Origin of the sequence: uncultured Campylobacter sp. (genome assembly GCF_938017775.1) — a bacterium.
Classification (GTDB): Bacteria; Campylobacterota; Campylobacteria; order Campylobacterales; family Campylobacteraceae; genus Campylobacter_B.
Window position 1 is genome coordinate 14,547 of sequence record NZ_CALIIU010000041.1, and the last position, 24,364, is coordinate 38,910.

Genomic DNA, 24,364 nt, shown 5'->3' on the forward strand with positions numbered 1-24,364 from the left:
TGTGCGCTGCGTAAATTTTAAAATCGTCTCTAAATTTGAAATTTTTCCGCGGTTAATACTCCCCACAAAGCTCTAGATTTTCCACGCGCAGCGGTCTTTCACCCTTGAAAATCACCTCGATGCCGAAAGGCTCGCAAATATCAAGCGCGCCCGGACCCCAGCAGCCACTGTGTATCGCGCGCGTAAAACGTGCATTGCGGCTGCTCAAACGGCAGATCGCAAACGAGCACGTCAAGCAGCCTAAGCTCATCCTCGCCCAAACAATACTCGCGTCTAAGCTCGTCTCGCAGGAAGACAAGAGCGTCTTTTACGTACCGATCGATGTCTCGGGCGATGCGCTGCGCGAGCAAGACCCCTCATCGTCCACATCCGCCGTATCCGCAGACACAAGACAAAACGGCACCTCGCCGAAGCTTTCGCTTTTTAGTGCCAGCTCCGCGTACCAAATAAAACCCTCGTCTGTCGCGACTTTTTCAAGCTCGCCAAATTTCCAAGCCATTTTTTGCATTTTATTTCTGCCCCATATTTGCGTGTCGTCTTTTAAAATTTTGATGCCGCGCCCATTTTTGCGCGCCATGTTTAAATCCGCGCCGAAATAGAATTTTACCTGCTTCTTGGCGGACGGGCAATGATAACGAAGCAAATTACTTTTAAATTTTAAAATTCCAATGAAAGCCGCTTTAAAATTTAAAATTTCAAAAGACCCGCCGCTGTCCGTCTCGCGCGGCGATGAAATTTTAATGCCGCGTCTTACGGCGAAATTTTAAAATTTTAGCGCGCCGTGGGGATCGCGCGCCGTAGAGACAGCGCACCGTAAAATTTCACGCCGTAAAATTTAAAAGCGAAATTCCGCGCCGAAATTTTAACTCAAAATTCCACGCCTGCAGCACAGAATTTAAAGCTCAAAAATTCCATCGTGGCGACTTAGAATTTTACTCGCTAAATTTTACGAATTTTGCGCGCTTTTAAATCCACAAATTTAATACGCCTTTACGAGCCGTAAATTTTTTAGATATATGGCGCCGTCAAAAACGCCGCCCCCATTCGGCGCGGGCCAAGAAATGGCGATTCTTTTCGGCTCCCTGTCATATTCGGGCGAGCAACGATTCTTGGAGCAGTCTATTTTAAATACCTCTTTATCGTTGCTATCAAAATCCGTCTGGGTAGAATTTTTAGGAATTTCCAGCGTGTGGATTATACGATACGGCTCGCCCTCTTTTGTGCGGGCGGACGTTATTTTTATTAGCGTATCTCCGCTGCCGTCCGAAGTCCTATAAACCCCGTCTTGCCCCAAGCCCGCCAGCTCGAATTTTTTCTCCTTGCTATAAAATGCCGAGATTATGGAGCAGCCGCTAAAAAGCAAAACTGCCGCAAATAACGCAAACGCTCTCATTTTTCCTCCCTAAGCGGGTTAAATTTAGTTTTTAAAACTATGAATAGGAGCCGGTATCTGGCCGCCGCGGGCGATGAAGTCAGCCGAGGAGTTTTTATTTACGCTCATCACCGGCGCGCTGCCAAGAAGCCCGCCAAACTCCAGCGTGTCGCCCTCTTTACCTTTTGGGATTATGCGCACGGCGGTCGTTTTTTGATTTATCACGCCGATCGCGGCCTCGTCGGCTATGATCGCGGCGATCGTCTGCTCGGGCGTATCCTCGGGGATCGCGATCATATCGAGCCCCACCGAGCAGATCGCGGTCATCGCTTCGAGCTTTTCCAAATTTAACGAGCCTGCGCGCACTGCAGCGATCATACCTTCGTCTTCGGAGACGGGGATAAACGCGCCGCTAAGCCCGCCTACTTGGTTGCAAGCCATCACTCCGCCCTTTTTGACCGCGTCGTTTAGCATCGCAAGCGCAGCCGTCGTGCCGTGCGTGCCGACGCGCTCTAAGCCCATCTCCTCAAGCACGCGCGCGACCGAATCGCCCACCGCCGGGGTCGGAGCTAGCGATAGATCGACGATGCCAAATTTTACACCCAGCCGCTCAGACGCCATTTGGCCTACAAGCTGTCCGATGCGCGTGATCTTAAACGCCGTCTTTTTTACGGTCTCGGCGACCACGTCAAAGCTCGCCCCGCACACCTTCTCAAGCGCGCGCTTAACGACGCCAGGGCCTGATACGCCCACATTTATAACGACCTCGGCCTCGCCCACGCCGTGAAATGCGCCCGCCATAAAGGGATTATCCTCGACGGCGTTGGCAAACACGACGAGTTTGGCGGCGCCAAGATCGGAAAGCCGCGCCGTCTCTTTGATCACGCGCCCCATGTCGGCGACCGCGCTCATATTTATGCCCGTTTTGGTCGAGCCTATATTTACCGACGAGCAGACCTTTTGCGTCGCGGCGAGCGCGGCAGGGATGGAGTTAATTAAAATTTTATCTCCCTTTGCGTAGCCCTTTTGCACTAGCGCCGAAAAGCCGCCGATAAAATCGATACCGACCTTTTGCGCCGCCTCGTCCATCGCTTTTGCCAGCGGGACGTAATCAGTAGCGTTCGTCGCAGCGCCGATGATGGCGATAGGCGTTACGCAGACGCGTTTATTTACGATCGGGATGCCGAGTTCTGCTGAAATTTCATTACCGACCTTTACCAGATCGTGCGCCTTGTCTGTGATTTTTGCGTAAATTTTTTCCGCTGCCTTGCCCATATCGGGATCGATGCAGTCAAGCAGGCTGATGCCCATCGTGATCGTGCGGATGTCGAAATTTTGCTCCTCGATCATCGCGATCGTTTCGGTTACGTTTTTGATATCCATCTGTGCGCCTTAGATGTTGTGCATGGCGTCAAATATCGCCGAGCTTTGGATGTTGATTTTAACTTTTAGCTTTTCGCCTAGCTCGTTTAGCTCCTCGCGTAGAGCCGTGAAGTCCTGCTTTTCCTCGCTGGAAACCACCGCCATCATCGTAAAAAACTCGTTTAAAACCGTCTGGCTGATGTCGTCTATGTTTAGCCCAAGCTGCGCGAGCTTAGCCGAAACGCCCGCCACAATGCCAACCTTGTCCTTACCGATCACCGTTACGATCGCTTTCATTCTTACTCCTTTTTAAAATTTAGCGTTTTTGAGCGCGGAAGCCTTTTAAAACTACTGAATTTTGCCGCCGTTTGAAATTATTAGCGCAAACACAATTGCGACAAAAGCGTAAAATATTACCGCGAGCCATATCGCCCATCTATTCACGCCGCCGCCCCGTCTTAGGGCTTCGTCGTCCTGCTTATCTAACAATGAAACAAAACTATCGCAAACGTAATATTTCGCCATAGTCCCGCTACTGACGCTAATCGCCGTTCCTATAGTTCTATCATGTCCATCCAAAAACGGAACGAAGCAAGAAATTACCATAACGGCAAATAGGGCTGCGGCAATTTTATACTCCTTGCGGTACAGAAAAAAGAACAGCGTACCGAAAAATCCCCACCAGCTCCACGTACTTACGTAATTTAACTCGCGCTGCTTGCCCGCGGCGAAAAATTTCTCGCAGGCACGTGCGTAAATTTCAACCTTACTAGGAGTTTGCAAGAAAATTTCCAGCTTCTGCCGAAGCAGCTTGCCGTCAGATAAAATTTCTCTAGCGTAATCCGTCATCTCACTCTCCTTAGCGATAAATCCCCACGGCGGCGCGAACCTTTTGCATCAATGAAGCAGCCGTCGCAGCCGCCCTTTGCGCGCCCTGTCTTAGCATCTCGTCTAAAATTTCGCGGTGGCTTTGATAGTATTCGAATTTATCCCGCGCGTCTTTGAAGTAGCTAAGCACGAGCTCGTTTAGATACGCCTTGAAGTGCCCGTGCCCCTCGCCTCCGCGCTCGTAGCGAGCCCGCAGCGCCGCTTGCTCCGCCGCCTCGCTTAAAAACAGCTTCGCGATATTATAGACATTGCATCCGCGCCACTGCTTAGGCGCCTCCAGCGGCTCGGAGGTCGTTACGATACTTGAAATTTGCTTCTTTAGCGTCGCGGCATCTGAGAAAATATCGATCGTATTGCCGTAGCTTTTACTCATCTTCGCGCCGTCGGTGCCCGGCACGATCGCCACTTCATCATTTACGCGCGCTTGCGGAATAGTTAAAATTTCGCCGTGGGCGTTGTTAAATTTAAGCGCGATGTCGCGGGCGATCTCGACGTGCTGGATCTGATCCTTGCCCACGGGCACGACCTCCGCGCTGTATAGCAGGATGTCCGCCGCCATCAGTACGGGGTAACTAAACAGATCGTGTTTGCTCTCAAAACCCTTGGCGATCTTATCTTTGTAGGCGTGCGCCCGCTCGAGCAGCCCCATCGGCGTATATCCGCTTAAAATCCAGTAAAGCTCCAGCACCTCTTTCACGTCGCTTTGCACCCAAAACACCGTCTTTTTCGGATCGATCCCGAGAGACAAAAACGCCGCGGCGGCCTCGTAGGTGGAGTTTTTTAGCTTTGCGCCGTCGCTTACAGACGTGAGCGCATGGTAGTTTGCGATAAACATAAACATCTGCTCGCCCGCGTTTTGCGCATCCACCATCTGTTTGATGCTTGCGAAGTAGTTACCCAAATGCAGCTTGCCGCTGGGCTGAAGACCCGTTAAAATTCTCATCCTTGCTCCTTTAAATCAAAATCAGATCGCCGTCCACAAAACCCACGGCAATGTACTTGCACTTAAAAATTTTTGCATCTGGCATCTGCTCTCGCAGCTCGCGCAGAGCCTGCACGAGCAGTTTTAAAACCTGCCGCCACGAAAGCTCGCTTAAAAAATCAAGCTGCAAGCGCGAGCTTTGCGGATAAAATTCATCCTCGTCCTCGCACGCCCAGTCGTCGTCATCCCCGTCGTAGCTGCTCGATCCTGCGAGCTGCAGCGCATAAGGTTCGTAAAGATCGAAGTGCCATGCGATCACCCGCTTTGGAATTTCTTCGCGTTCTAAGCCCTCTAGTAGCTCGCGCAGCTTTTGCTTTAGCGCCTCTTTCTTTTTAAGCTTATCGTTTTTACCCTCTTTGCCGTGCGGCTCGGAATTTTTGCCGCCGCCAGAGCACTTCTGCTTAGACATCTTTTTCCCCTTTAAATTTAGCCCGTCGCAGGCGGAGCAAATTTCTTTTACGATCTTTTTTACGCTTTTATTTTCCACGTCGATTATGATGTCGGCCTTTTTTTCATACGCCCCGTCTCTTTGGGCGTGCAGCGCCGCAGCCTTTTGCAGATCCGCTAACAGCGGGCGCTTGGCAAATTTTTTCTCCGCGTTTTCGCTGTTTTTTAAGCGCTCAATAATCCCTTCAAAGCTTGATTTAAGATACACGACGGTGCCGATTTTGTTTAAATTTTTCACGGCGTAAAAGCCGCCGCCGGTGGAGATCACGGCGTTCCGAACGGACTTTTCTAAAAATTTCGCAAGGCTCTCTTCCATCTTTCTGAAGCTCTGCTCGCCCTGCTCTTTAAAAATTTGCCCGATCTTTTTATTGGCGTAGCTTTCGATCATATCGTCGCAATCAAGCGCAAACATCCCGCTTTGTGCAGCCAGAGCCCGCGCTACCGTGCCCTTGCCGACCCCCATAAAGCCGATGAGTACGATATTACCGCTCTTCATCGCCCTCCCCTTTTTTGCGCGGCAGCAGCACTAGCGGACTTCCCGAAAGAGCAAAGCTCGCGCGCAGCCTGTTCATCAAATAGCGCTTGTAGCTAAAATGCAGCGCTTGCGGGCGGTTCATTACAAGAGCGATCTTCGGCGGCGCAAAGCCGATCTGCGCGGTGTAGTAAATTTTAACCGATTTGCCCCGCTCGCGAGGTATCGGATGCGCCTTTATCGCGGCTTCTACCGCTTCATTGATCCTTGAGGTGCCGAGCTTGCGCGTGAAATTTGAATAAACCTCCAAAATGAGCGGGTAAATTTTATGGATCCGCTTCCTGTCCGTCGCGCTGACGCTGATGATCGGCGCGTAGGAAAGGAATTTAAACCTATCGCGCAGATCGCGGCAAAACTCGTCGTAATCGCGCTCGCAAAGATCCCATTTGTTTAAAATTATGATGAGCCCGAGTTCAAATTTAGCCGCAAGCCCCGCGATGCGCTCGTCCAGCTCGTTTAGCGGCTCGCTTGCGTCAAGTACCAAAAGCGCGATGTCGGAGTTTTGCAAGATTTTTTCGGTGCGATTTAGCGCGAAGCGCTCGATGCCCTCGATCTTGCCGCGGCGGCGAATGCCCGCCGTGTCGATAAACTCAAGCGTGCGTCCCCCAAATTCCGTGCTTTCATTCACCGGATCAATCGTCGTGCCCGCATAATCGCTCACGACCGAGCGTTGCGAGCCCACAAGCGCGTTTAGAAGGCTTGATTTGCCGACGTTTACCCGCCCGATGATGCCTACGCAGATGGTCTTGTCTGCATAAAATTCCTCGTCGCGCCCCTCTTTCGGCTCGCCCTCATCGTTGAAACCCTCTATAAAATCATCAAAAATTTCATCCTCGTCCTGCCTCGCGGGCGCAGGGTCCAAAAATCCGTAGATCCAATCTTTGAGCTCGTCGATGCCGCTGTTGTGAGAAACGGAGATCGGGAAAAATTTAACGCCGAATTCGTTAAACTCCCAGCTGCGCTCCTCATCGCGCTTGCCGTCTATTTTATTGACCGCTAGGGCGATGGGCTTACCGAGCTTTTGCAGCGAGAAAAATATCCGCCGCTCATCATCGCTCGGAAGCAGCTTACCGTCCGTCATAAAGATTATCAAATCCGCGCTCTTTGCCTCGCTTAGCGTCTTAGCCTGCACGCGCGCAAACAGCTCGGAGGCGTCGTCCAAGCCGCCCGAATCGATCACGCGCACGCGGCGATCGAAAATTTCGGCTTCGGCTCTATTGGTATCGCGCGTCGTGCCCGCAACGTCGCTCGTGATGGCGATGCGAGCGCCCGCTAGGCGGTTAAAAAGGCTCGACTTGCCGACGTTGGGGCGCCCGATGATGATCAAACTTTTCACGTTCGTCCTTGTAGTTTTTGGCGCGATTATAACCAAAAATAGATTAAAGCCAAATTCTACGCGCTCGCTCGCGGAGCTAAGCGGCGAAATTTTATGAAATTTAGGCGCCAAATTTAGCGAAATTTATCGCGGCACTAGCGGAACGCCGCACGGACGCAAGGCATCAAAACGCGCGAGCCATCGCCTTAGACGGCGCGGAACGGGGCGATGCGTAAATTTTATAAAATTTTAAAACCGAAACACGAGCGCGAAAGCTAGCGGTTGAAGCACAAAAACGGGCGAGGACGCGCGAAAGCATATAAACCCGCAGCTGGGCAAATTTGGCTGCTTTGCGCATTCAAGCGCCGAAGTACAAAACCGAGCCGTCGCGCCAGGCGCTCAAAAACAGGCGGCGTGGCAAGATTAAAAGTGATGACACAGCGAGGATTAGAAACAACGGAGCGGCGAGGGTGTAAAAACGGCGGAATATTAAAATTTAATCATTATGCGTGTATAATTCCGCAAATTTAAAGGGGCGCGATGAAATACAACAACTTCTTGCTGCACCATCTAAGCGTGTATTATATGCTGATGGCGTGCTTTTACAACTCTCTTACGGGCGTTTTTGCCAAGCTTTTGGGCGCGCAAATTTCATCGCTTGAGGTCGTGCTCTTTCGCAATCTGCCCGGACTTTTGATCCTGCTTTATAAAATCAAGGCGCGTCCCCGCGCGGCGCGCTTCGCAAACAAGGGCGGTCATCCTTTTACGCTCGCGTTTCGCGGCATTATCGGGATTTTGGGGCTAATGGTGTTTTTTTACAACGTCGCTAACATCAGCCTCGGCGAGGCATTTACTTTTCAAAAAACGGCGCCCATTTGGACGGCGATCATCGCGTACTTTACCCTCGGCGAAAAATTCGGCGCGATGGGCTGGTTTTCGGTCTGCCTAGGCTTTGTGGGCATCGTTTTGGTGATTCAGCCGCAGTTTGGCTTGCAGCCGAGCGATATTTTTGGAATTTTAAGCGGATTATTCGCCGCAATGGCGCTTACCTCCGTGCGCGGGCTACGTAAATACTATAGCTCCGATACGATCATCTTCTCGGCGCTTCTTGCCGGCACGCTGATGCCCGTAGTGCTTATGATCGCGGCGGAATTTATAGACGCGCCCGCGCTGAGCTTTATGCTTTCTAAATTTAAAATTCCAAACGCGCAGGGCTGGCTCTTTACCGTGCTTTTAGGGCTGCTGGGGCTGTTTTATCAAACCTACGTCACCAAGGCCTACGCCGCGACGCGCAAAGCGGGCATAGTAGCTACGATCAGCTACGCAGATATCATCTTTTCGACGCTATTTGGGCTGCTGCTAGGCGACGCCCTGCCCAGTTTCATGGCGCTTGGAGGTATGGCGCTCATCATCGCCGCGGGCACACTTGTGGCGAACCGAAAGTAGCGCGCGATGAAGCAGAAGCTTTACTCCGCGTTTTGGCTGAAACATCTGGGCGTTTATTATATGCTCGTAGCGAGCTTCTATTTTGCGCTAAACGGCGCTTTAGCCAAGGTCATGGCAGAGCATATGAGTAGCGCCGAGATCGTGTTTTTCCGCAACGTCGTAGGCATCGCGATCGTGCTATTTTCGCTACGGCGGGTAAAAAACCTGGGCCCGGGCGGCAAGCCGTGGCTGCTCGCGTTTCGCGGCTTTATCGGCAGCTGCGGGATATTAGCGACCTTTTACAATATCGCTCACATCGATCTTGGCACCGCTTTTACCTTCCAAAAGACGGCGCCCATTTTCACCGCGCTATTTTCGGCATTTTTCTTAGGCGAAAAGCTAAGCTCTAAGGGTTGGTTTGCGATACTGCTCGGATTTGGCGGAATTTTACTCGTCGTGCGCCCGCACATCGGCATCAGCGTAACCGATGCGGTGGGAATCTTCGGCGGCATGTGCGCGGGGCTTGCATACACGAGCGTGCGCGAGCTGCGCAAGCACTACGCCACCAACCTCATCGTGCTGGTTTTTGTCTCGTCCGCTACCTTTCTAAGCGCGATGATGATGGCTGCGGGCTGGGCGCTTGAAGGTAGCGAGGTTAAAATTTTAGGACTTTTCAGCGGGGCGGATTTAGCGAAGCTCGCTTATTTCAACCCGCCAAGCCTTTTTGGCTGGGTGCTAGTGGCGCTTCTGGGCGTCAGCGGGATCTACTTTCAAATTTACATGACGCGCGCTTACGCCGCCTCGCGCAAAGCGGGCATCGTCGCTGCGATCAGCTACAGCGATATCCTCTTTAGTATGGCGCTTGGAATTATGCTAGGCGATCGGCTACCTGGCCCGATCGTGCTAGCGGGCATCGCGGTGGTGATTTTAAGCGGAATTTTAATCGCCCGCGAGCGCTAAATTTAAATTTAAAACCGATTCAAACGCGGTGCGAGGCTAAATTTAAAATACGCACCGAGCCCGCGCCAAATTTCAGCGATATAAAAGTCTTAAAAAGCTAAGATTGCGATAAAGTTCTACGGCGTAGAAATATTTTTCGACGGATTTAAATTTTATGCATTTTATCGGTATCGACATCGGTTCGACCTCATCAAAGGTCGCCGTTATGGATGAGTGCGGCAAATTTTGCGAGCTGTTTTTACTGCCTAGCGGCTTTAGCGCGGTCAAGGTCGCGCGCCAGATCAAGCAAAATTTGGAGCAAAAAGGCTACGGCAATGGCTTCGTGACGGCTACGGGCTATGGGCGCGTCAGCGTGGACTACGCACAGCTTAGCATGAGCGAAATTTCATGCCACGGCCTTGGGGCGCACTTTTTGTTCGAGAAAGACTGCACCGTAGAGGGCGTGGGCGGGCAGGACACCAAGGCTATCAAAATAGAAAACGGCAAGCCCGTGGATTTTATCATGAACGACAAATGCTCGGCGGGCACGGGCAAATTTTTAGAGATTAGCGCAGACCGCTTGGGGCTTGAACTTAGCGAAATTTACAAGACCGCTCGAAAAAATCCCGCGATTAAAATTAGCTCGACCTGCACTGTTTTTGCAGAAAGCGAGATCGTCTCGCTAAGCGCAAACGGAGCTGAAACTAGCGAGATCGCCTACGATACCCTCGACTCCTCCGCGCACAAGGTCGCCTCACTCATCAAACGGCTGGAAAATCAAATTTACTTTTTAAGCGGCGGACTTAGCAACGCACCGCTCTTTAAACAACTTCTAGGCGAGCATCTGGGGGCTGAAATTTTTACTTGCGAAAACGCAATCTACTGCGGCGCGATGGGCGCTGCGCTTATCGGTGCACGCAAAGCAAACGAAATTTTAAAATAGATGAAGATGGATTTTGACGCGCTTAAAAAGCGTAACGCAATGGCTCTGCACGATCTAAAAGAGCAAGGCAAACACGTAGTGGGAATGTTTTGCACCTATTCGCCGAAGGAGCTTATTTACGCCGCGGGCGCCGTGCCGGTTGGGCTTTGCGCCTATGACGAGAGCCCGATAGACGCCGCTCACGCCAAACTTCCGCGCAATCTTTGCCCGCTAATCAAAGCAAGCTACGGCTACGCGGTTACGAAAAAATGCCCCTATATGAACGCCAGCGATCTCGTCATAGGCGAAACGACCTGCGACGGCAAGAAAAAGATGTATGAGCTGCTGGCAAAGCACAAGGACGTCCACGTGTTGCAACTGCCGAATATGAGAGACGGCAAGAGCTTGGAGCTTTTTACCGACGAGCTTAGGGAATTTCGTAAAGTTTTAGAGCAAAAATTTGATACGAAAATCACCGATGAAGCGCTGCTCGATGCGGTGCAAATTTACAACGAAGAGCGCAAGGTGATGTTGGAGCTTTTAGAGCTTGGCAAACTAAATCCGATGCCGGTAGCAGGCAGCGAAATTCATCAAATTTCATTTGCGAGCGACTTCATATACGACAAGCAGGAGAAGCTTAAAATGATACGCGCCTACATAGCCGCCGCGAAGAATATGACGCCGCCTAAAATGCACAAAAAGCGGATCATCATCACCGGCTGTCCAAGCGGGGGCGTGTATGAGAAGGTTATCAAGCAGATAGAGGAGCTGGGCGCGGACGTGGTAGCCTTTGAAAACTGCTCCGGCACCAAAGGCTATCAAAACCAAGTGCAAACAAAGGGCGATCTGGTCGCAAATATCGCCGAGCGTTACCTTAAAATTCCATGTTCGGTGATGTATCAAAACGACGCCAGAGGCGATATTATCAAGGAATTTATCCGCGAGTATCAAGCAGACGGCGTCGTTGACGTCGTGTTAAGCGGCTGCCACACCTACGCGATCGAAACGAACAGGATCAAAGAGGCGAGCCGCGAAGCGGGAGCGAACTATATGAGCTTGGAGACCGACTACTCCAAACAGGACGTGGGGCAAATCCGAACGCGTCTAGAAGCGTTTATAGAACTGCTTTAAGCGGGTGGCTCGAAATTTTAAAATGAAGAATTTTCTAAATTTAAAAACAAACCAAAGAAAGGAGAGGTTAGATGAAATTTAAAGAAGTAGACGCATCTCGTCGCGGCTTTTTAAAAGGAGCTTTGGCAGCGGCAGCCATCGCCAGACCCGAATCGATGCTCGCCGGCTTCACGCCGTTTAAGCCTGATTCGCTGCAAGTTTGGTCGTGCGGAGGTTTATCTGAGGCTTTTGCGCAGATAAACGCAGCGTACGAGTCCAAAACGGGGCATAATATCCAGTACACCGGCGCCTTTGCGGGTGCGCTCGGAAAGTCGCTACTGGCCTTGCAGGGCAAGACAGAGGTTTTCGGAGCTCGCGTTTTGGAGCTAAGCCAAAAACTACGCAAGGCTGGCCTTAGCCTTCGCTTTAGACCGCTGTGTTTTACCGACTACGTCTTAGTGGTGCCGAAAGGAAATCCCGCGGGCATTCGCGATCTAAAAGATCTAGCAGAACCCGGCGTGCGGGTGATGCTGCCGCTAAGGGCATCGCCTCCGGGTAGCGGACCGGTAAAGGGAATTTTGAAAAATTCCGGCCTTACTGAGCCGGTCATGAAAAATATGGTCGCCAACGGTTCATGCGTAATCACCATGATGTGCGATCTGCTAGATGGCAAGGGTGATGCGTCCATCATCGAAAAGCGCCTAACGACGCACGATAGATTTAAAGACAAAATCGAATATATGCCTATCGACGAGAAACTCATCCCGCCGGGGCCGCTTACCTTTACGCTAAATATCATGAAATACGTAAAAGACGAGAAGCTTGCCGATGACTTTGCAGACTTCGTCTGCTCGGACGGGCAGGAAATTTTCGAGCGACACGGCTTTACCTCCATCCATTCAGCGCGCGGGCTTGAACTCATAGAAAGGTTTGGTGTAAAAGATGTTTAGTATAGTAAATATGGCAAAGATGAAAAAAGTCTCTAGGCTAACTAAAATTCGTCGCTTGGTGCAGCTGATTTTTATAGGCGCGATCGGACAATGGGCGTATTACGGGATTTTTAGATGCCCATTTATCGTGCCTTTCGTAAACTGCCAATCCTGTCCGATCGTTACGTGCTGGGGGCGGATCGCGACCGTGTTTTTCGGCTTTTGGCTGTTTGTACCCGTGCTGGTTATTTTCCTTGGGCGCGCGTTTTGCGGCTGGATTTGCCCGGGCGGATTCGTCAATCAAATGCTCGGCAAATTTGCCGCTTTTAAGCTCAAGCTAAAAAATAACAGAAAGCTACGATATGCGCAGATAGGCATGGTTCTAGCCGTTTTGCTTAGCGCGGGCGTGTATTTTATCTACGGCAACCCTCGAGTTATGATCCCTATCCGCACCAGCGACGAGTATCTAAACGCCGTTATCATGTCCTTTAAATTTTCCGACTGGTACTGGGCGGTTCGCACTGCCGTAGTCGTGGCCCTCATCGCTGCGTCCTTGATCGTCGCAAATTTATGGTGCCGCTTCGCCTGTCCTAGCGGCGGCATAATGGAGCTGCTGCGTAAAATTTCAATATTTCGCGTTTATAAAACGAGCGCCTGCGATAACTGCAACGCCTGTTTGCGCAAATGCGAAATGGGCACGAGACCGGACGAGATGAACTGCACGAACTGCGGCGATTGTATGGATGTTTGCCACGCGGATGCCATCAAATTCGGAAGGAAAAAAGATTGATGAATTTTTTCGCCAAACCCTCCTTCGACAATCACCCCTGCTTTAGCAAAAAAGCGTCCGCCGCCTACGGGCGCGTGCACCTTCCCGTAGCGCCGAATTGCAATATCCAATGCAATTTTTGCAACCGCATCTACGACTGCGCAAACGAAAATCGACCCGGCGTAACGGGGAGGGTGCAAAGCCCGGACGAGGCCGCGCTATACGTGGAAAATCTATTTAAATTTAGACAGGATATCTCGGTCATCGGTATCGCAGGGCCCGGAGATCCTATGTGCGATGCCGACAAGACCCTAGCTACCTTTGAAAAATGCAAAGCCCGCTTCCCTCGCGCCCTACTTTGCCTATCCACAAACGGCCTAGCTCTGCCCGAGCATGTGGACGATATCGTGCGTATCGGCGTGAGCCACGTGACGGTGACCGTTAATGCCGTAACGCCGGGCGTGGGCGGCAAAATTTATGCGTGGGTGCGCTACAAAAACAAAATTTATCGCGGCGAAGAGGGCGCTAAAATTCTTGCGGAGCGCCAAGAGGAAGGGATTCGCAAGCTAAAAGAAGCTCGCATGATCGTAAAGATCAATACGGTCGTAATGCCTGGCGTAAATATGGATCACGTCCCGCAAATCGCGAAAAAGGCCAAAGAGTGGCAGGCCGATATCATGAACTGCATGGCGATGATCCCCGTGCATGGCACCCCTTTTGCAAATATCAAATCGCCCTCAAACGAAGAAATTCGCAGCATGCGAAAGCTAATCGGCGGCTCCATTCACCAAATGACTCACTGCAGCAGATGCCGCGCCGATGCGTGCGGCAAGCTTTGCGAGAAATAAAGACCTGCTTTTGCAGGTCTTTATCCGGCGCAGGATACACACTCTCATAGCGCACAAAATTTTATGTAGAGATTTAAATTTAAAATTTGTCTAAATTTAGAGCTAGTAGGCAACCGATAAGCGGCTTTTTAGCGGCGGCGGTTTTCTAAAATTTAAAGACAATTTTTAAATAATATTATTTTGCTTTTATTTAACTTTTGGTACAATAACTCCAAAATTAGGCATCAAAAAAACCGTATAACGGTAAAATAAAGGAGACATCATGGAAAACGTTTCAAGACGTGATCTGCTCAAAATGAGCCTAGTTGGCGCGGGTGCTTTAGCGCTCGGCTCCGTAAACGCAAATGCTGCGGTTAACGCTAAAGACGTCAAATTTGACGAAGAGTGGGACGTAGTTATCGTTGGTTCCGGTTTTGCAGGACTTGCAGCCGGTATCACTGCAGCCGAAAAGGGCAATAAAGTCCTAATCCTAGAAAAGATGGGACGCGTAGGCGGTAACTCCGTAATTAACGGCGGAATATTTGCCGTTCCAAACAGCGACAAACAAAAAGCAGAAGGCATCAAAGATAGCAACGAGCTATTTATCAAAGACTGCCTAAAAGCCGGCCGCGGCCTAAACCACGTAGATCTAATCGACACCATCGCTACTCGCGCGCAAGATGCATATAAACTAACTCTAAAATGCGGCGCTAAATACATAGATAAAGTTACTCACGCAGGCGGACACAGCGTGCCTAGATCGCTTCAGACCGCTAACGGCTCGGGCTCAGGTATCGTTCAGCCGATGGTAGAATACTTTAAAAACCTACAAGGCTGCGAGCTAAGACAAAGAGCTAAATTTGACGAATTTGTCCTAGGCGAAGATGGCGGCGTAGACGGCGTGATCATCAGAGAGGATTATAAATTTGATCCAAAAAGCCAAAAAGACGACGCCGAAAACACTACCGGAACTAAAAAGACTATAAAAGCTAAAAAAGGCGTAGTACTAGCTGCGGGCGGATTTTGCCGCGACGTATTTTTTAGACAAGTCCAAGATCCATCTATATTGCCAACCACAGATAGCACCAACCACCCTGGCGCAACCGCAGGCGCTATGAAAGAGGCATTTAGAATCGGCGCAACTCCGGTGCAGCTAAGCTGGATACAGTTTGGTCCATGGGCATGCCCTGATGAAAAAGGCTTTGGCGTAGGCTCTATGTTTAACGTAAACGGAAGCTTCCGCTACGGAATTTCAGTAGATCCAAGAACCGGCAAACGCTATATGAACGAGCTAGCGGACCGCCGCACCCGCTCTCAAGCTATGTTTAAAGTAATAGACGCAAAAGCCGATATCTATCCGATCAACTTCTGCGATAGTGATGGCGTAAAAAATATGGTCATACCTGAGCACTACACTAAACCGCTAGAATCAGGCGTACTAAAGAAATTTGAAACCCTAGACGAACTAGCGGCTTTTTATAAAATCCCTGCCGCAGAGCTAAAAAAGACTGTCGAGAGATATAATAGCTTCGTTAAATCGGGCAAAGACGAGGACTTCGGCAAACCTATGGATAAAACCACTACAAACGGCGTAGATATCTCGAAACCGCCTTTCTACGCTATGCGAGGTACGCCAAAACTCCACCACACCATGGGCGGTATCGACATCAATACCAAAGCTCAGGTTATCTCGCTACAAACAGAGATGCCGATCCCGCGCCTATTTGCCGCAGGCGAGATCACGGGCGGCGTACACGGAGCTAGCCGCTTAGGTAGCGTGGCGATAGCTGATTGCTTAACGTTTGGTATGATAGCTGGTGAGAATATAGGCTAATTTGAGGCGTCTTTCGGACGCTTTTTGTGGGTTTCGTTAAAATTTGACTTGATGGGCTACATGCCTTATCTTCGTCAAATTTTAACTTCTTCTGCTTGCAGTTGCGAGCTTGCGAAGCAGAAAACCCCAAAAATCGCCTCGAAATACTTGCAAATTTTATTTTAATCGCAGGCTGAATTTAAAGTTAAATTTGAAAATTCGGCTTGCGGTACTTTTAAATTTAAAGCCGAATTTGCAGTTAAATTTGTAAATTTGACATCCGAAAGGAATTCGCATGAAACATAAAGCGTTTCTCGCCTTGTGCGCATCTATGCTGCTATGCTCTTTTGCATTTAGCGCAGAAGCCTTAGGCGCAAAGATAACGTCTTTAGTCGATCTTAACGTCACCGACGAGCTGCGAGCCAAACACCCTTTAAAACCTCATCACGAAAAGCTAAGCTTCACCTGTCTTGATTGTCACGAAGGACAAGGAAACGACGCTAGTAAATTTAAATCCATAGGCGATAAAGGCTGTTTGTCCTGTCACGGCGACAAGAAAAAGATAGCTAAAAGACTAGAATACATGGATCTGCTAAAAGCAAATCCCCACAACTCGGTTCACGACGGCCCTACGCTATACTGCGACGAGTGCCACAACGAGCATAAAAAATCAACCAATATGTGCACGGAGTGCCACGAACACGAAGTTCCGCAATGGATGGGGGTAACGCCATGAAAATTTCAAAGAAAGTACTAGCGCTTATTATATTAGTAAGCGGCATTATAGGGTTTTTAGTTGTACTGCCCGTGCATTACGCCCTAGAAGAAACTAGCGGAGAGAAGTTTTGCGTAGTATGCCACGAGATGGATCCTATGGTTATAGCTTATAGCAACGACGTACATAGCGGTAAAGGCAAAAGCGGAGTAAGGGCTAAATGCGTAGACTGCCACATACCTCACGACAACCTAGCCAAATACGTCCTAGTTAAAGCCAAAAACGGATTGATGGAGGGATATATTCATTTCTTCAAAGATCCGGAGGCTATAGATTGGCATAAAAATAGAGAGAAAAGAGAGCACTTCGTATTTGATAACGGTTGCGTTAGCTGCCATACGAATTTGGTGGATAATAAGCTAACCTCAGCACAGGCTCAAAAGATGCACGCTCACTATCAAAGCTTGCTAAATACGGATAAGCAACTAACCTGCGCTAGCTGTCACGCCGAGGTAGGCCACAGCGGACTAAACAACATGCTAAACTACTGGAAGCCTGAATACAAAATCTACGAAAAGAAAGCCGCAATCAAAAAAGAAGAGATAAAGAAGGCATATTTCGGGGAGGATTATGTAGCATCAAAGGTAGAGAACAAAGAGGATAACGTCACCAAAAAGTAGGCTAAAATGAAGAAAATTTTGCTCGTTAGCGACGACGTGGAGATGCAACTAAAGCTCAACGCCGCGCTTTAGCAAGGATCCGGTAAATTTTAAGTCAGTAAAATTTCGCGCGATAACGGGAGTTTATCTCCCGTTACGATCTTCGTAAACAGACTATCTCTACGCTTTATTAGAATTACTCGAGAATAAATTTAAACCAAAAGCTCGCATCTACTCAGCTCAAAACATAAAATTTAAAATAAGCCGTTTTCGATATAATTTTCAAAAATTTCGGAGCGGAAAATGGGTAGAAAAGAGCTTCTGGGCGGCGCAAAACGTATCGTCGTAAAAATCGGTACCTCAACGCTTACCAATGCGGACGGTTCGCTAAATGAGCGGCTCATCAAAAGTCTAGTCGCGCAAATTTGCAAGCTAAAAGATGCGGGCTTTTGCGTGGCTTTGGTAAGCTCGGGCGCCGTGGGCGCGGGCATGGGGCTGCTAGGTATCGCGCAAAGACCCAAAATTTTAAGCCGCAAGCAGGCTCTGGCGGCGGTCGGACAGGTCGCGCTGATGCATCTTTACGAGCGGCTGTTTTGGGCGCATGACCGCATTATCGCGCAGCTGCTGTTAAGCCGAGGCGATTTTAGCGACAGGGTGCGCTATCTTAGCGTGCGAAACGTCTGCGCGGAGCTACTCTCGCGCGGCATCGTGCCGATCATAAACGAAAACGATCCCGTCGTAGCAGATGAACTGAAAGTGGGCGACAACGACACTCTAAGTGCACTAGTAGCGGGGCTAATCGATGCTGATCTGCTCGTGATTTTAAGCGATATCGACGGGCTGTACGACAAAAATCCGAGCGAGCACGCGGACGCAAAACTTTTAAGCTTTATCGAAAAAATCGACGAGCACGTCGTCAAAATGGCAGGCGGCGAGGGCAGTAAATTCGGCACGGGCGGCATGGCGACCAAGATCGCGGCGGCGCAAATGGCAAATCAGATCGGCACTAGCCTGATCATCGCAAACGGGCGTACGGACGGAATTTTGCTTAAAATAGCGGCGGGCGACGAGGTCGGCACCCTCTTTAGCGCGGGCGCAGCGCGGCTTAGCTCGCGTAAATACTGGCTCGCATACGGCGCGATTAGCAAAGGCGCGGTGATTATCGACGCGGGTGCGGCAGAGGCGATAAAATCGGGCAAAAGCCTGCTTGCGGTCGGGATTGCCGAGGTGCGCGGCGAGTTTGAGCGCGGCGAGATCGTAAACGTCTACGCGACCGACGGCAAGCTGCTGGCGCACGGCATTAGCAACTATTCAAGCTGCGAGCTTGCGCGCATAGCAGGCGCAAAAAGCGATGAGATAGAGCATGCTTTAGGCTACAAAAGCGACGATGACGCGATCCACGCGGATAATATAGCGCTACAATGAAATTTTAGCCGTGTTCTGTGCGTTTAAAATTTCAAACGGAAGGCGTAGATGAAAAAGATTATATTTTTTTGCACTACTCTTGGCGGGTGCGGCGTGGACGGCAAAATTTGACGAACCGGACGCCGATAAAAACGGCGAGCTAGACGTTTTTGAACCGCGCGGATATGAGCCGGCGGATTACGTAAAAGCGCTATGCGCGAATTGAAATGAGAAGGTTGGGCGTAATGCCGAGAAATAGCTAAAGAAGGGATTTATGGCATGAGTTTGGCTGATAGTAAATTTACAGCATAGGGAGAAATCTTTGAGAAAATGAATAAAAGCATACTTTACAATACTGCCACAAATACGGCAGTGGCGATATTCTTTGCTAGACTAGCCCGCGTAGCTTGCGATTTTTTATAAGTCAAGGAAACACAATGAGTGAAATTTTGAATGAAAATATAGAATTTGGAGTGTCTTTCCTTTCGGATACTCGCTTAATTCATAGCGATGAGACCTCCAAATTGGTACTATTATAACAAAAGATGATAAATGTATCTTGAAAGTGTAATCTGTAAAAAACTATGTGAAAACTTAGACTGTGATGCAACGAAAATGCCGGGCTTTGGTAAACTTAAAAATTCTATTGCACTACTTCACAATAAGTATTTGTTGGGTGCTTGCAAAGAAGCTGCCGTCATTATTAAAAAATATTGCAAAAATAATGTTGACATCTTTGATTTAGTCATTTCAATCTATAATAAACGCATAAAATCGCACCACGAAATGTTTTTAATCATCCATATTTTTGAAACGGCATTGCGTTCTAAAGTTGCACTAGTACTATCTGAAATTTATAGTTCAAATTCTAACGCCGACGACTGGTTTTTATACGGAAAAAATGCGAAGCTAATAAAACAAGCTGCCCACATAGCGCAGACCAAAAAGGTTAATCTAACAGAGCAAATGAATAGCTTTGAGGTGCTTGATTTATTTACGCTAGGTGATTTGCAAAACGTCATAGACTCGAATTGGAGCGATTTCAGAGATATTTTTGCAAGCATGTGCGAATACAAGGGGCAAAAGTTGCCAGAATACGGCACAAAAAATAGTCTTTTAAATGTATTTTCTATGATTCGTAAGGCACGCAATGATATCTTTCACAATAATCCGCCAAAAACAAAAGCAAAATCAATAACTGTAAATATTGAAATTTTGCTATTACGACTGGGGTTTAACCTAAATGATGCATTTAAAAATATATCAAATTTAAACCATATGGTAAACTTAAAATATAAATATGATTAAGGAGCGAAAATGAACGAAATTTTAGATATCTGTAAGCGCGCAAAGGCCGCTTGCGGCGAGCTTTTGAGACTTGGTAGCAAGGCTAAATTTGAAATTTTAAACGCCGTGGCGGATGAGCTGCTCGCGCAAAAGGACGCGATAAAAGCGGCAAACGCCAAAGACCTTGCAAACGGCGAGAAATCGGGCTTGAGTGCGGCGTTGCTGGACCGCCTAAGGCTAACCGACGCCCGCACCGAGGCTATGGCGCAGGGCGTGCGCGATGTGGCGGGCTTCGCCGAAGTTGTGGGCGAGAATCTAGGCGGCTGGAGCCATCCAAACGGCATGCAAATCAGCCGCGTGCGCGTGCCGCTGGGGGTGCTTGGTATCATCTATGAGAGCCGTCCAAACGTCAGCATCGACGCGGCGGCTCTGGCGCTAAAAAGCGGCAATGCAGCGATCCTGCGAGGCAGTGCTAGCGCGTTAAATTCAAACATCTTTTTAGTAAATTTATTTAACGAAGTGGGGGCGAAATTCGGCTTACCGACGGGCGCAGTGCAGCTCGTGGAGAGCGCAGATCGCGAAGTAGTGGCGCAAATGGCGAAAATGAGCGAGTATATCGACGTTTTGATACCGCGCGGCGGCAAGAGCTTAAAAGATTTTATCGCCCAAAACGCGACCGTGCCGATCATCATGACGGGCGCGGGGGTGTGCCACATCTTCGTCGATGAGAGCGCAAATTTAAGCGAGGCGGTAAAGATAATCAAAAACGCCAAAACCCAGCGCCCAAGCGTCTGCAACGCCGTTGAGTGCGTGCTTTTGCATGAGCGCGTGGCGGGCGAAATTTTACCTGAGCTGGTGCGCGAAATGCCCGAGGTCGAGTTTCGCGTGAGCGAGCGGCTGCTAGATGCGTGCGAGTCGGAGTTGCGCGCCGCTAAAAACATCAAGCCTGCCGGCGAGAGCGACTTTGGCGCCGAGTTTTTGGATCTCGTGCTAGCCGTGCGCGCGGTGCGGGATACGGGTGGGGCGATCAGCTTTATAAATGCGCATTCCAGCGGGCATTCGGACGCGATTTTAAGTGAGGACTACGCAAACGTCGAGCGGTTTTTAAACGAGGTCGGCAGCGCGATCGTCTACGCCAATGCCTCGACGCGCTTTAGCGACGGCAGCGAGTTTGGATTCGGCGGCGAGATCGGCATCAGCACGCAAAAGCTGCACGCCAGAGGGCCGATGGGGGTGAGAGAGCTCACGACCTATAAATACGTCGTCCGCGGAGGCGGGCAAATTCGCTAGCGGCTCGTCTTTTTCAAAAGGATCATCTTGCGAGCGCTTTTGAGAGAAATTTTGCTTCTCTTGCGCTCGCAACTGCAAGCAGAAGTCTAGCTTGCGCAAAATTTTAGCTTCTAACTAAAAAAATCGCCTCGAAATACTTGCAAATTTTATTTTATATCGCAGGCTGAATTTGGTCTGCGATACTTTTACCTAATAAACTTGAAATTTTATAAATCACCTCTGTCAAAATTTTAAAAATATATGAGCTAAAGTTTTGTCATGCAGGCGAAATTTTGTATCACGTCTTACTAAAATTTAAAATTTTTAATAAAAATTATATATTCCGCACGATATAATCGCGCATCTGCTCGCAACGCGAGCGATAGCTAAATTTCAAGGAGACGCAATGAAAATATTTAAAGCCCTGCTCGCAACAGCGCTGATCACCGCCACCCTAAGCGCTAAGACGCTCAAAGAGGGCACGCTCGTAATAGCCACGGAGGGGACTTACTCGCCGTATTCTTTCTATGACGAGAAAAATAATCTTACCGGCTTTGATGTCGATATCGCTCGCGCACTAGCAAAAGAGCTAGGGTTAAAGGCGGAATTTTTAACCGCGCCGTGGGATGCGATGCTCGCGGCATTTGACGCAGGCAAAGCGGACATAGCGATGAATCAAGTAAGCATCACACAGGAGCGCAAGAAAAAATATAATTTCAGCGAGCCTTATACTGTGGCTTATGCTGCGCTGGTAGTGCGAGCTGATAACGAGGAGATTAAGAGTTTTGCGGATCTTAAAGGCAAAAAAAGCGTCCACTCCGCTACCAGTAACTGGGCGGACATGGCGCGCAGCTACGGCGCCGAGGTCGTTACAGCAGACGGATTTAGCAAGGGCGTGGAGCTCATCATAGCTCGTCGCGCAGACGCTACGATCAACGACAACATCACATTTTTCGACTATATGAAGCAGCGCCCGAACGCCCCGCTAAAGATCGCAGCTCAAGGCAATGAGCCGATCTATTCAGCTGTGCTTCTTAAAAAGGACGACGAGCTGACGGCGCAGATAAATTCCGCGCTAAAATCGCTAAAGCAAAAAGGCGTGCTGAAAGAAATTTCACTTAAATATTTTGGCAAAGACATTACGGAGTAAATTCTACAACCGCTTAGTTGAAGCGTGGAATTTTAAACTTGGTTGGGCGGAATTTCGCATTTTAAATTTCGCTCATAAAATTTTGGAGGAATTATGAAAAATTTAATAAAAACTTTGCTTGCGTGCGCGCTTTTAATATGCGTCGCAAACTCCAAAACGCTACGCGAAGGTACGCTTAAAGTAGCTACTGAAGGCACCTTTTCGCCATTTTCGTATTATAACGACAAAAATGAGCTCGTAGGATACGACGTAGATGTCGCGCGCGCAGTCGCCGAAAAACTTGGTCTAAAAATAGAATTTCTAACCGCGCCTTGGGATGCGATGCTTGCAGCATTTGATGCAGGCAAGGCAGACGCTGTGTTTAATCAAGTAAGCATTACTGATGAGCGCAAGAAAAAATATGAATATTCAGTGCCCTACACCGTCGTTTACGGAGCTATCATCGTGCATAAAGATAACAACGACATTAAAAGCTTCGAGGATTTAAAAGGCAAAAAAAATGCAGACTCCGCTACCAGCAACTGGGCACAAGTCGCTAAAAAATACGGCGCGCAAAACGTAACCGTCGATAGTTTTGCCAAAAGTATGGAGCTGCTGATCGCTCGCCGCGTAGATACCGTCGTGCGCGATAATACCGTATTTTACGACTTTTTAAAGCAGCGCCCGGACGCTCCGATTAAGATCGCCGCAAAGCTAAAAGATGTCGATTATAGCGCTGCAATCGTGCAGAAGGGCAATAAAGAGCTCGCAGATCAAATCAGCAAAGCCTTAAACGAACTCAAAGCCGAAGGCAAGCTAAAAGAAATTTCGCTTAAATATTTCGGCAAAGATGTGAGTGAATGAACGAAACAAGCAGAATTCTAGAGCTTGTTAGCAGCTCGCTAGAGCCGATGGCGCTAGCCCTGCTGCAAGTTACGATCCCGCTTACGATAATCTCATTTCTGCTTGGGCTCGTGCTTGCGGTGCTGACGGCGGTCGCACGCATCGCAAATTTTAAAATTTTAAAGCAGCTAAGCGAAATTTATATTTGGATTTTTCGCGGCACTCCGCTTTTGGTGCAGCTTTTTATCGTCTATTTCGGACTTCCAATCGTTGGGATCACACTTGATGTTTGGGCTGCTGCGATCATTACCTTTAGCCTAAATATCGGCGCTTACGCTTCAGAGGCGGTGCGAGCTGCGATCCTATCGGTGCCAAAGGGGCAATGGGAGGCGGCTACCTCGCTAGGCATGAGCTACGCTCAAATTCTGCGCCGCATTATCGCTCCGCAAGCCGCTCGCATATCGCTGCCGCCGCTATCAAATATATTTATCTCTACGCTTAAAGACACTTCGCTCGTAGCCTCGATTACGATGGTCGATATGTTTATGGTCGCTCAACGTATTGCTGCGCGGGCATTCGATCCGCTCACGTTATACGTGCTGGCGGCGCTATTTTATCTAGCGGTCTGCACCCTTCTTACGTTCTTACAATCCAAGCTAGAGCGACGATTTTCAAGGTTCGTGTGATGATAAAATTTACGAACTTAACTAAGCGCTTCGGCGATCATGTCGTGCTAAATGGGCTAAGCTTAGAATTTCGCGACGGGCAAACGACAGTGATTTTAGGAAGCTCTGGCTCCGGCAAATCCACGATGCTGCGCTGCATAAATCTGCTCGAAATTCCAAGCGGCGGCGAGCTACAGCTAGGCGAGTTTAAGATAAATTTCGACGCTCAGCATAAAACAAGCGAATATCATCCATTCCGCGCGCATACGGGCATGGTTTTTCAAAGCTTCAATCTCTTTCCGCACCTCAACGTCTTGCAAAACGTCATCGAAGCACCCGTGCACGTGCTAAAGCAGCCACGCGAGCTTGCCGAGGCAAATGCAATGACGCTGCTAAAAAAAGTCGGTATGGCGGATAAAGCTGGCGCGTATCCGGCTCGCCTCTCCGGCGGTCAGAGCCAGCGCGTGGCGATCGCGCGGGCTCTTGCGATGCAGCCTGAGTTTTTGCTGCTGGATGAGCCTACGAGCGCGCTTGATCCCGAGCTTGAGGCACAGGTGCTAAAGACTATCGCCGAGCTTGCCGCAGAGGATCGCTCGCTTATCATCGTCACGCACAATATGGGCTTTGCGCGCAAGATCGCAGATAGAATTTTATTCTTAGACGGCGGAGTTATCGCATTCGACGGCGACGCAGAGGAATTCTTCGGTAGCAGCGATGAGCGCATAGCTAAATTTATCGGAGCGATGAGCTTTTAAATCCAT

Annotated in this window: 25 protein-coding genes and 1 pseudogene; 17 read left to right on the forward strand and 9 right to left on the reverse strand. The window is 49.3% G+C overall.

Features of this window, described 5'->3' with window-relative positions; all coding sequences use genetic code 11:
- Window positions 1-140: 140 nt before the first annotated feature.
- From Q0537_RS06495 to der, 9 genes and pseudogenes are all read right to left on the reverse strand, one after another.
- Window positions 141-350: a hypothetical protein gene (locus Q0537_RS06495; protein ID WP_299226218.1), complete on the reverse strand. Its 210-nt coding sequence runs from the start codon at window positions 348-350 to the stop codon at window positions 141-143.
- The gene (locus Q0537_RS06500) at window positions 308-499 is read right to left on the reverse strand and encodes a hypothetical protein (protein ID WP_299226221.1); all 192 of its coding nucleotides are present in this window, start codon (window positions 497-499) and stop codon (window positions 308-310) included. Before Q0537_RS06500 ends, Q0537_RS06495 begins: the two co-directional genes overlap by 43 nt.
- A 480-nt stretch (window positions 500-979) precedes the next feature.
- Window positions 980-1,393 carry a hypothetical protein gene (locus tag Q0537_RS06505; protein WP_299226224.1) on the reverse strand — a complete coding sequence of 138 codons (414 nt, stop codon included), beginning with the start codon at window positions 1,391-1,393 and terminating at the stop codon, window positions 980-982.
- Window positions 1,394-1,417: 24 nt separating this feature from the next.
- Window positions 1,418-2,755, reverse strand: coding sequence for a PFL family protein (locus Q0537_RS06510; RefSeq protein WP_299226226.1), 1,338 nt, complete (start codon window positions 2,753-2,755; stop codon window positions 1,418-1,420).
- A gap of 9 nt (window positions 2,756-2,764) precedes the next feature.
- Window positions 2,765-3,031: an ACT domain-containing protein gene (locus Q0537_RS06515; RefSeq protein WP_298956716.1), complete on the reverse strand. Its 267-nt coding sequence runs from the start codon at window positions 3,029-3,031 to the stop codon at window positions 2,765-2,767.
- A 51-nt stretch (window positions 3,032-3,082) separates the two neighbouring features.
- A complete protein-coding gene (locus Q0537_RS06520; protein ID WP_299226229.1) occupies window positions 3,083-3,583 on the reverse strand; it encodes a DUF2628 domain-containing protein in 501 nt (166 codons plus the stop codon).
- Between the two features lie 10 nt (window positions 3,584-3,593).
- Complete coding sequence (gene trpS / locus Q0537_RS06525) at window positions 3,594-4,565, reverse strand: tryptophan--tRNA ligase (RefSeq protein ID WP_299226232.1); 972 nt, start codon at window positions 4,563-4,565, stop codon at window positions 3,594-3,596.
- 487 nt (window positions 4,566-5,052) lie between these two features.
- Window positions 5,053-5,547: pseudogene (locus tag Q0537_RS06530) on the reverse strand (shikimate kinase); the annotation flags it as partial.
- Window positions 5,534-6,919: a ribosome biogenesis GTPase Der gene (gene der, locus Q0537_RS06535; RefSeq protein WP_299226234.1), complete on the reverse strand. Its 1,386-nt coding sequence runs from the start codon at window positions 6,917-6,919 to the stop codon at window positions 5,534-5,536. The gene der and the pseudogene Q0537_RS06530, both read right to left, overlap by 14 nt.
- 519 nt (window positions 6,920-7,438) lie before the next feature.
- Between der and Q0537_RS06540 the strand changes: the two genes are divergently transcribed.
- The 17 genes from Q0537_RS06540 (at window position 7,439) to Q0537_RS06620 (ending at window position 24,358) form a co-directional block, all read left to right on the forward strand.
- Complete coding sequence (locus Q0537_RS06540; protein ID WP_299226237.1) at window positions 7,439-8,344, forward strand: DMT family transporter; 906 nt, start codon at window positions 7,439-7,441, stop codon at window positions 8,342-8,344.
- Window positions 8,345-8,350: 6 nt separating this feature from the next.
- Window positions 8,351-9,283 (forward strand): DMT family transporter, encoded by a 933-nt coding sequence (locus Q0537_RS06545; RefSeq protein WP_299226240.1) that lies wholly within the window; start codon window positions 8,351-8,353, stop codon window positions 9,281-9,283.
- 154 nt (window positions 9,284-9,437) lie between these two features.
- Complete coding sequence (locus Q0537_RS06550) at window positions 9,438-10,205, forward strand: acyl-CoA dehydratase activase (RefSeq protein ID WP_299226243.1); 768 nt, start codon at window positions 9,438-9,440, stop codon at window positions 10,203-10,205.
- The gene (locus tag Q0537_RS06555; RefSeq protein WP_299226246.1) at window positions 10,206-11,315 is read left to right on the forward strand and encodes a double-cubane-cluster-containing anaerobic reductase; all 1,110 of its coding nucleotides are present in this window, start codon (window positions 10,206-10,208) and stop codon (window positions 11,313-11,315) included.
- A gap of 71 nt (window positions 11,316-11,386) precedes the next feature.
- Window positions 11,387-12,244: a substrate-binding domain-containing protein gene (locus Q0537_RS06560; RefSeq protein ID WP_299226249.1), complete on the forward strand. Its 858-nt coding sequence runs from the start codon at window positions 11,387-11,389 to the stop codon at window positions 12,242-12,244.
- Window positions 12,237-13,013 (forward strand): 4Fe-4S binding protein, encoded by a 777-nt coding sequence (locus Q0537_RS06565; protein WP_297883238.1) that lies wholly within the window; start codon window positions 12,237-12,239, stop codon window positions 13,011-13,013. The genes Q0537_RS06560 and Q0537_RS06565 overlap by 8 nt, the downstream gene beginning before the upstream one ends.
- Entirely contained in the window at window positions 13,013-13,840 is an 828-nt protein-coding gene (locus tag Q0537_RS06570; protein WP_297883247.1) for a radical SAM protein, read from the forward strand. Before Q0537_RS06565 ends, Q0537_RS06570 begins: the two co-directional genes overlap by 1 nt.
- 262 nt (window positions 13,841-14,102) lie before the next feature.
- Window positions 14,103-15,653: a flavocytochrome c gene (locus Q0537_RS06575; protein WP_297963064.1), complete on the forward strand. Its 1,551-nt coding sequence runs from the start codon at window positions 14,103-14,105 to the stop codon at window positions 15,651-15,653.
- Window positions 15,654-15,927: 274 nt separating this feature from the next.
- Window positions 15,928-16,368, forward strand: a complete 441-nt coding sequence (locus Q0537_RS06580; RefSeq protein ID WP_298022049.1) for a cytochrome c3 family protein — start codon at window positions 15,928-15,930, stop codon at window positions 16,366-16,368.
- Window positions 16,365-17,027 (forward strand): NapC/NirT family cytochrome c, encoded by a 663-nt coding sequence (locus tag Q0537_RS06585; protein ID WP_297883246.1) that lies wholly within the window; start codon window positions 16,365-16,367, stop codon window positions 17,025-17,027. The genes Q0537_RS06580 and Q0537_RS06585 overlap by 4 nt, the downstream gene beginning before the upstream one ends.
- A gap of 282 nt (window positions 17,028-17,309) precedes the next feature.
- On the forward strand, window positions 17,310-18,431 hold the full coding sequence (proB, locus tag Q0537_RS06590) for a glutamate 5-kinase (RefSeq protein WP_299226253.1): 1,122 nt from the start codon (window positions 17,310-17,312) through the stop codon (window positions 18,429-18,431).
- Between the two features lie 531 nt (window positions 18,432-18,962).
- Entirely contained in the window at window positions 18,963-19,718 is a 756-nt protein-coding gene (locus Q0537_RS06595; RefSeq protein WP_299226255.1) for a CAAX protease, read from the forward strand.
- Between the two features lie 9 nt (window positions 19,719-19,727).
- Window positions 19,728-20,987: a glutamate-5-semialdehyde dehydrogenase gene (locus Q0537_RS06600; RefSeq protein WP_299226258.1), complete on the forward strand. Its 1,260-nt coding sequence runs from the start codon at window positions 19,728-19,730 to the stop codon at window positions 20,985-20,987.
- 385 nt (window positions 20,988-21,372) lie between these two features.
- Entirely contained in the window at window positions 21,373-22,116 is a 744-nt protein-coding gene (locus Q0537_RS06605) for an amino acid ABC transporter substrate-binding protein (protein ID WP_297882929.1), read from the forward strand.
- Window positions 22,117-22,209: 93 nt separating this feature from the next.
- Window positions 22,210-22,959 carry an amino acid ABC transporter substrate-binding protein gene (locus Q0537_RS06610; protein ID WP_297882927.1) on the forward strand — a complete coding sequence of 250 codons (750 nt, stop codon included), beginning with the start codon at window positions 22,210-22,212 and terminating at the stop codon, window positions 22,957-22,959.
- The gene (locus Q0537_RS06615; protein WP_005871287.1) at window positions 22,956-23,624 is read left to right on the forward strand and encodes an amino acid ABC transporter permease; all 669 of its coding nucleotides are present in this window, start codon (window positions 22,956-22,958) and stop codon (window positions 23,622-23,624) included. The genes Q0537_RS06610 and Q0537_RS06615 overlap by 4 nt, the downstream gene beginning before the upstream one ends.
- A complete protein-coding gene (locus Q0537_RS06620) occupies window positions 23,624-24,358 on the forward strand; it encodes an amino acid ABC transporter ATP-binding protein (RefSeq protein WP_297882925.1) in 735 nt (244 codons plus the stop codon). The genes Q0537_RS06615 and Q0537_RS06620 overlap by 1 nt, the downstream gene beginning before the upstream one ends.
- The last annotated feature ends 6 nt before the right edge of the window (window positions 24,359-24,364 follow it).

Coding starts and splice junctions, on each gene's coding strand:
- Q0537_RS06550 (WP_299226243.1), top strand. CDS start 9,438: ATGCATTTTATCGGTATCGACATCGGTTCGACCTCATCAAAGGTCGCC.
- Q0537_RS06620 (WP_297882925.1), top strand. CDS start 23,624: ATGATAAAATTTACGAACTTAACTAAGCGCTTCGGCGATCATGTCGTG.
- Q0537_RS06560 (WP_299226249.1), top strand. CDS start 11,387: ATGAAATTTAAAGAAGTAGACGCATCTCGTCGCGGCTTTTTAAAAGGA.
- Q0537_RS06510 (WP_299226226.1), bottom strand. CDS start 2,755: ATGGATATCAAAAACGTAACCGAAACGATCGCGATGATCGAGGAGCAA.
- Q0537_RS06610 (WP_297882927.1), top strand. CDS start 22,210: ATGAAAAATTTAATAAAAACTTTGCTTGCGTGCGCGCTTTTAATATGC.
- Q0537_RS06540 (WP_299226237.1), top strand. CDS start 7,439: ATGAAATACAACAACTTCTTGCTGCACCATCTAAGCGTGTATTATATG.
- Q0537_RS06515 (WP_298956716.1), bottom strand. CDS start 3,031: ATGAAAGCGATCGTAACGGTGATCGGTAAGGACAAGGTTGGCATTGTG.
- Q0537_RS06520 (WP_299226229.1), bottom strand. CDS start 3,583: ATGACGGATTACGCTAGAGAAATTTTATCTGACGGCAAGCTGCTTCGG.
- Q0537_RS06545 (WP_299226240.1), top strand. CDS start 8,351: ATGAAGCAGAAGCTTTACTCCGCGTTTTGGCTGAAACATCTGGGCGTT.
- Q0537_RS06605 (WP_297882929.1), top strand. CDS start 21,373: ATGAAAATATTTAAAGCCCTGCTCGCAACAGCGCTGATCACCGCCACC.
- Q0537_RS06570 (WP_297883247.1), top strand. CDS start 13,013: ATGAATTTTTTCGCCAAACCCTCCTTCGACAATCACCCCTGCTTTAGC.
- Q0537_RS06565 (WP_297883238.1), top strand. CDS start 12,237: ATGTTTAGTATAGTAAATATGGCAAAGATGAAAAAAGTCTCTAGGCTA.
- trpS (WP_299226232.1), bottom strand. CDS start 4,565: ATGAGAATTTTAACGGGTCTTCAGCCCAGCGGCAAGCTGCATTTGGGT.
- Q0537_RS06600 (WP_299226258.1), top strand. CDS start 19,728: ATGAACGAAATTTTAGATATCTGTAAGCGCGCAAAGGCCGCTTGCGGC.
- Q0537_RS06595 (WP_299226255.1), top strand. CDS start 18,963: ATGTATCTTGAAAGTGTAATCTGTAAAAAACTATGTGAAAACTTAGAC.
- Q0537_RS06575 (WP_297963064.1), top strand. CDS start 14,103: ATGGAAAACGTTTCAAGACGTGATCTGCTCAAAATGAGCCTAGTTGGC.
- Q0537_RS06555 (WP_299226246.1), top strand. CDS start 10,206: ATGAAGATGGATTTTGACGCGCTTAAAAAGCGTAACGCAATGGCTCTG.
- Q0537_RS06580 (WP_298022049.1), top strand. CDS start 15,928: ATGAAACATAAAGCGTTTCTCGCCTTGTGCGCATCTATGCTGCTATGC.
- Q0537_RS06500 (WP_299226221.1), bottom strand. CDS start 499: ATGGCTTGGAAATTTGGCGAGCTTGAAAAAGTCGCGACAGACGAGGGT.
- proB (WP_299226253.1), top strand. CDS start 17,310: ATGGGTAGAAAAGAGCTTCTGGGCGGCGCAAAACGTATCGTCGTAAAA.
- Q0537_RS06615 (WP_005871287.1), top strand. CDS start 22,956: ATGAACGAAACAAGCAGAATTCTAGAGCTTGTTAGCAGCTCGCTAGAG.
- Q0537_RS06585 (WP_297883246.1), top strand. CDS start 16,365: ATGAAAATTTCAAAGAAAGTACTAGCGCTTATTATATTAGTAAGCGGC.
- Q0537_RS06505 (WP_299226224.1), bottom strand. CDS start 1,393: ATGAGAGCGTTTGCGTTATTTGCGGCAGTTTTGCTTTTTAGCGGCTGC.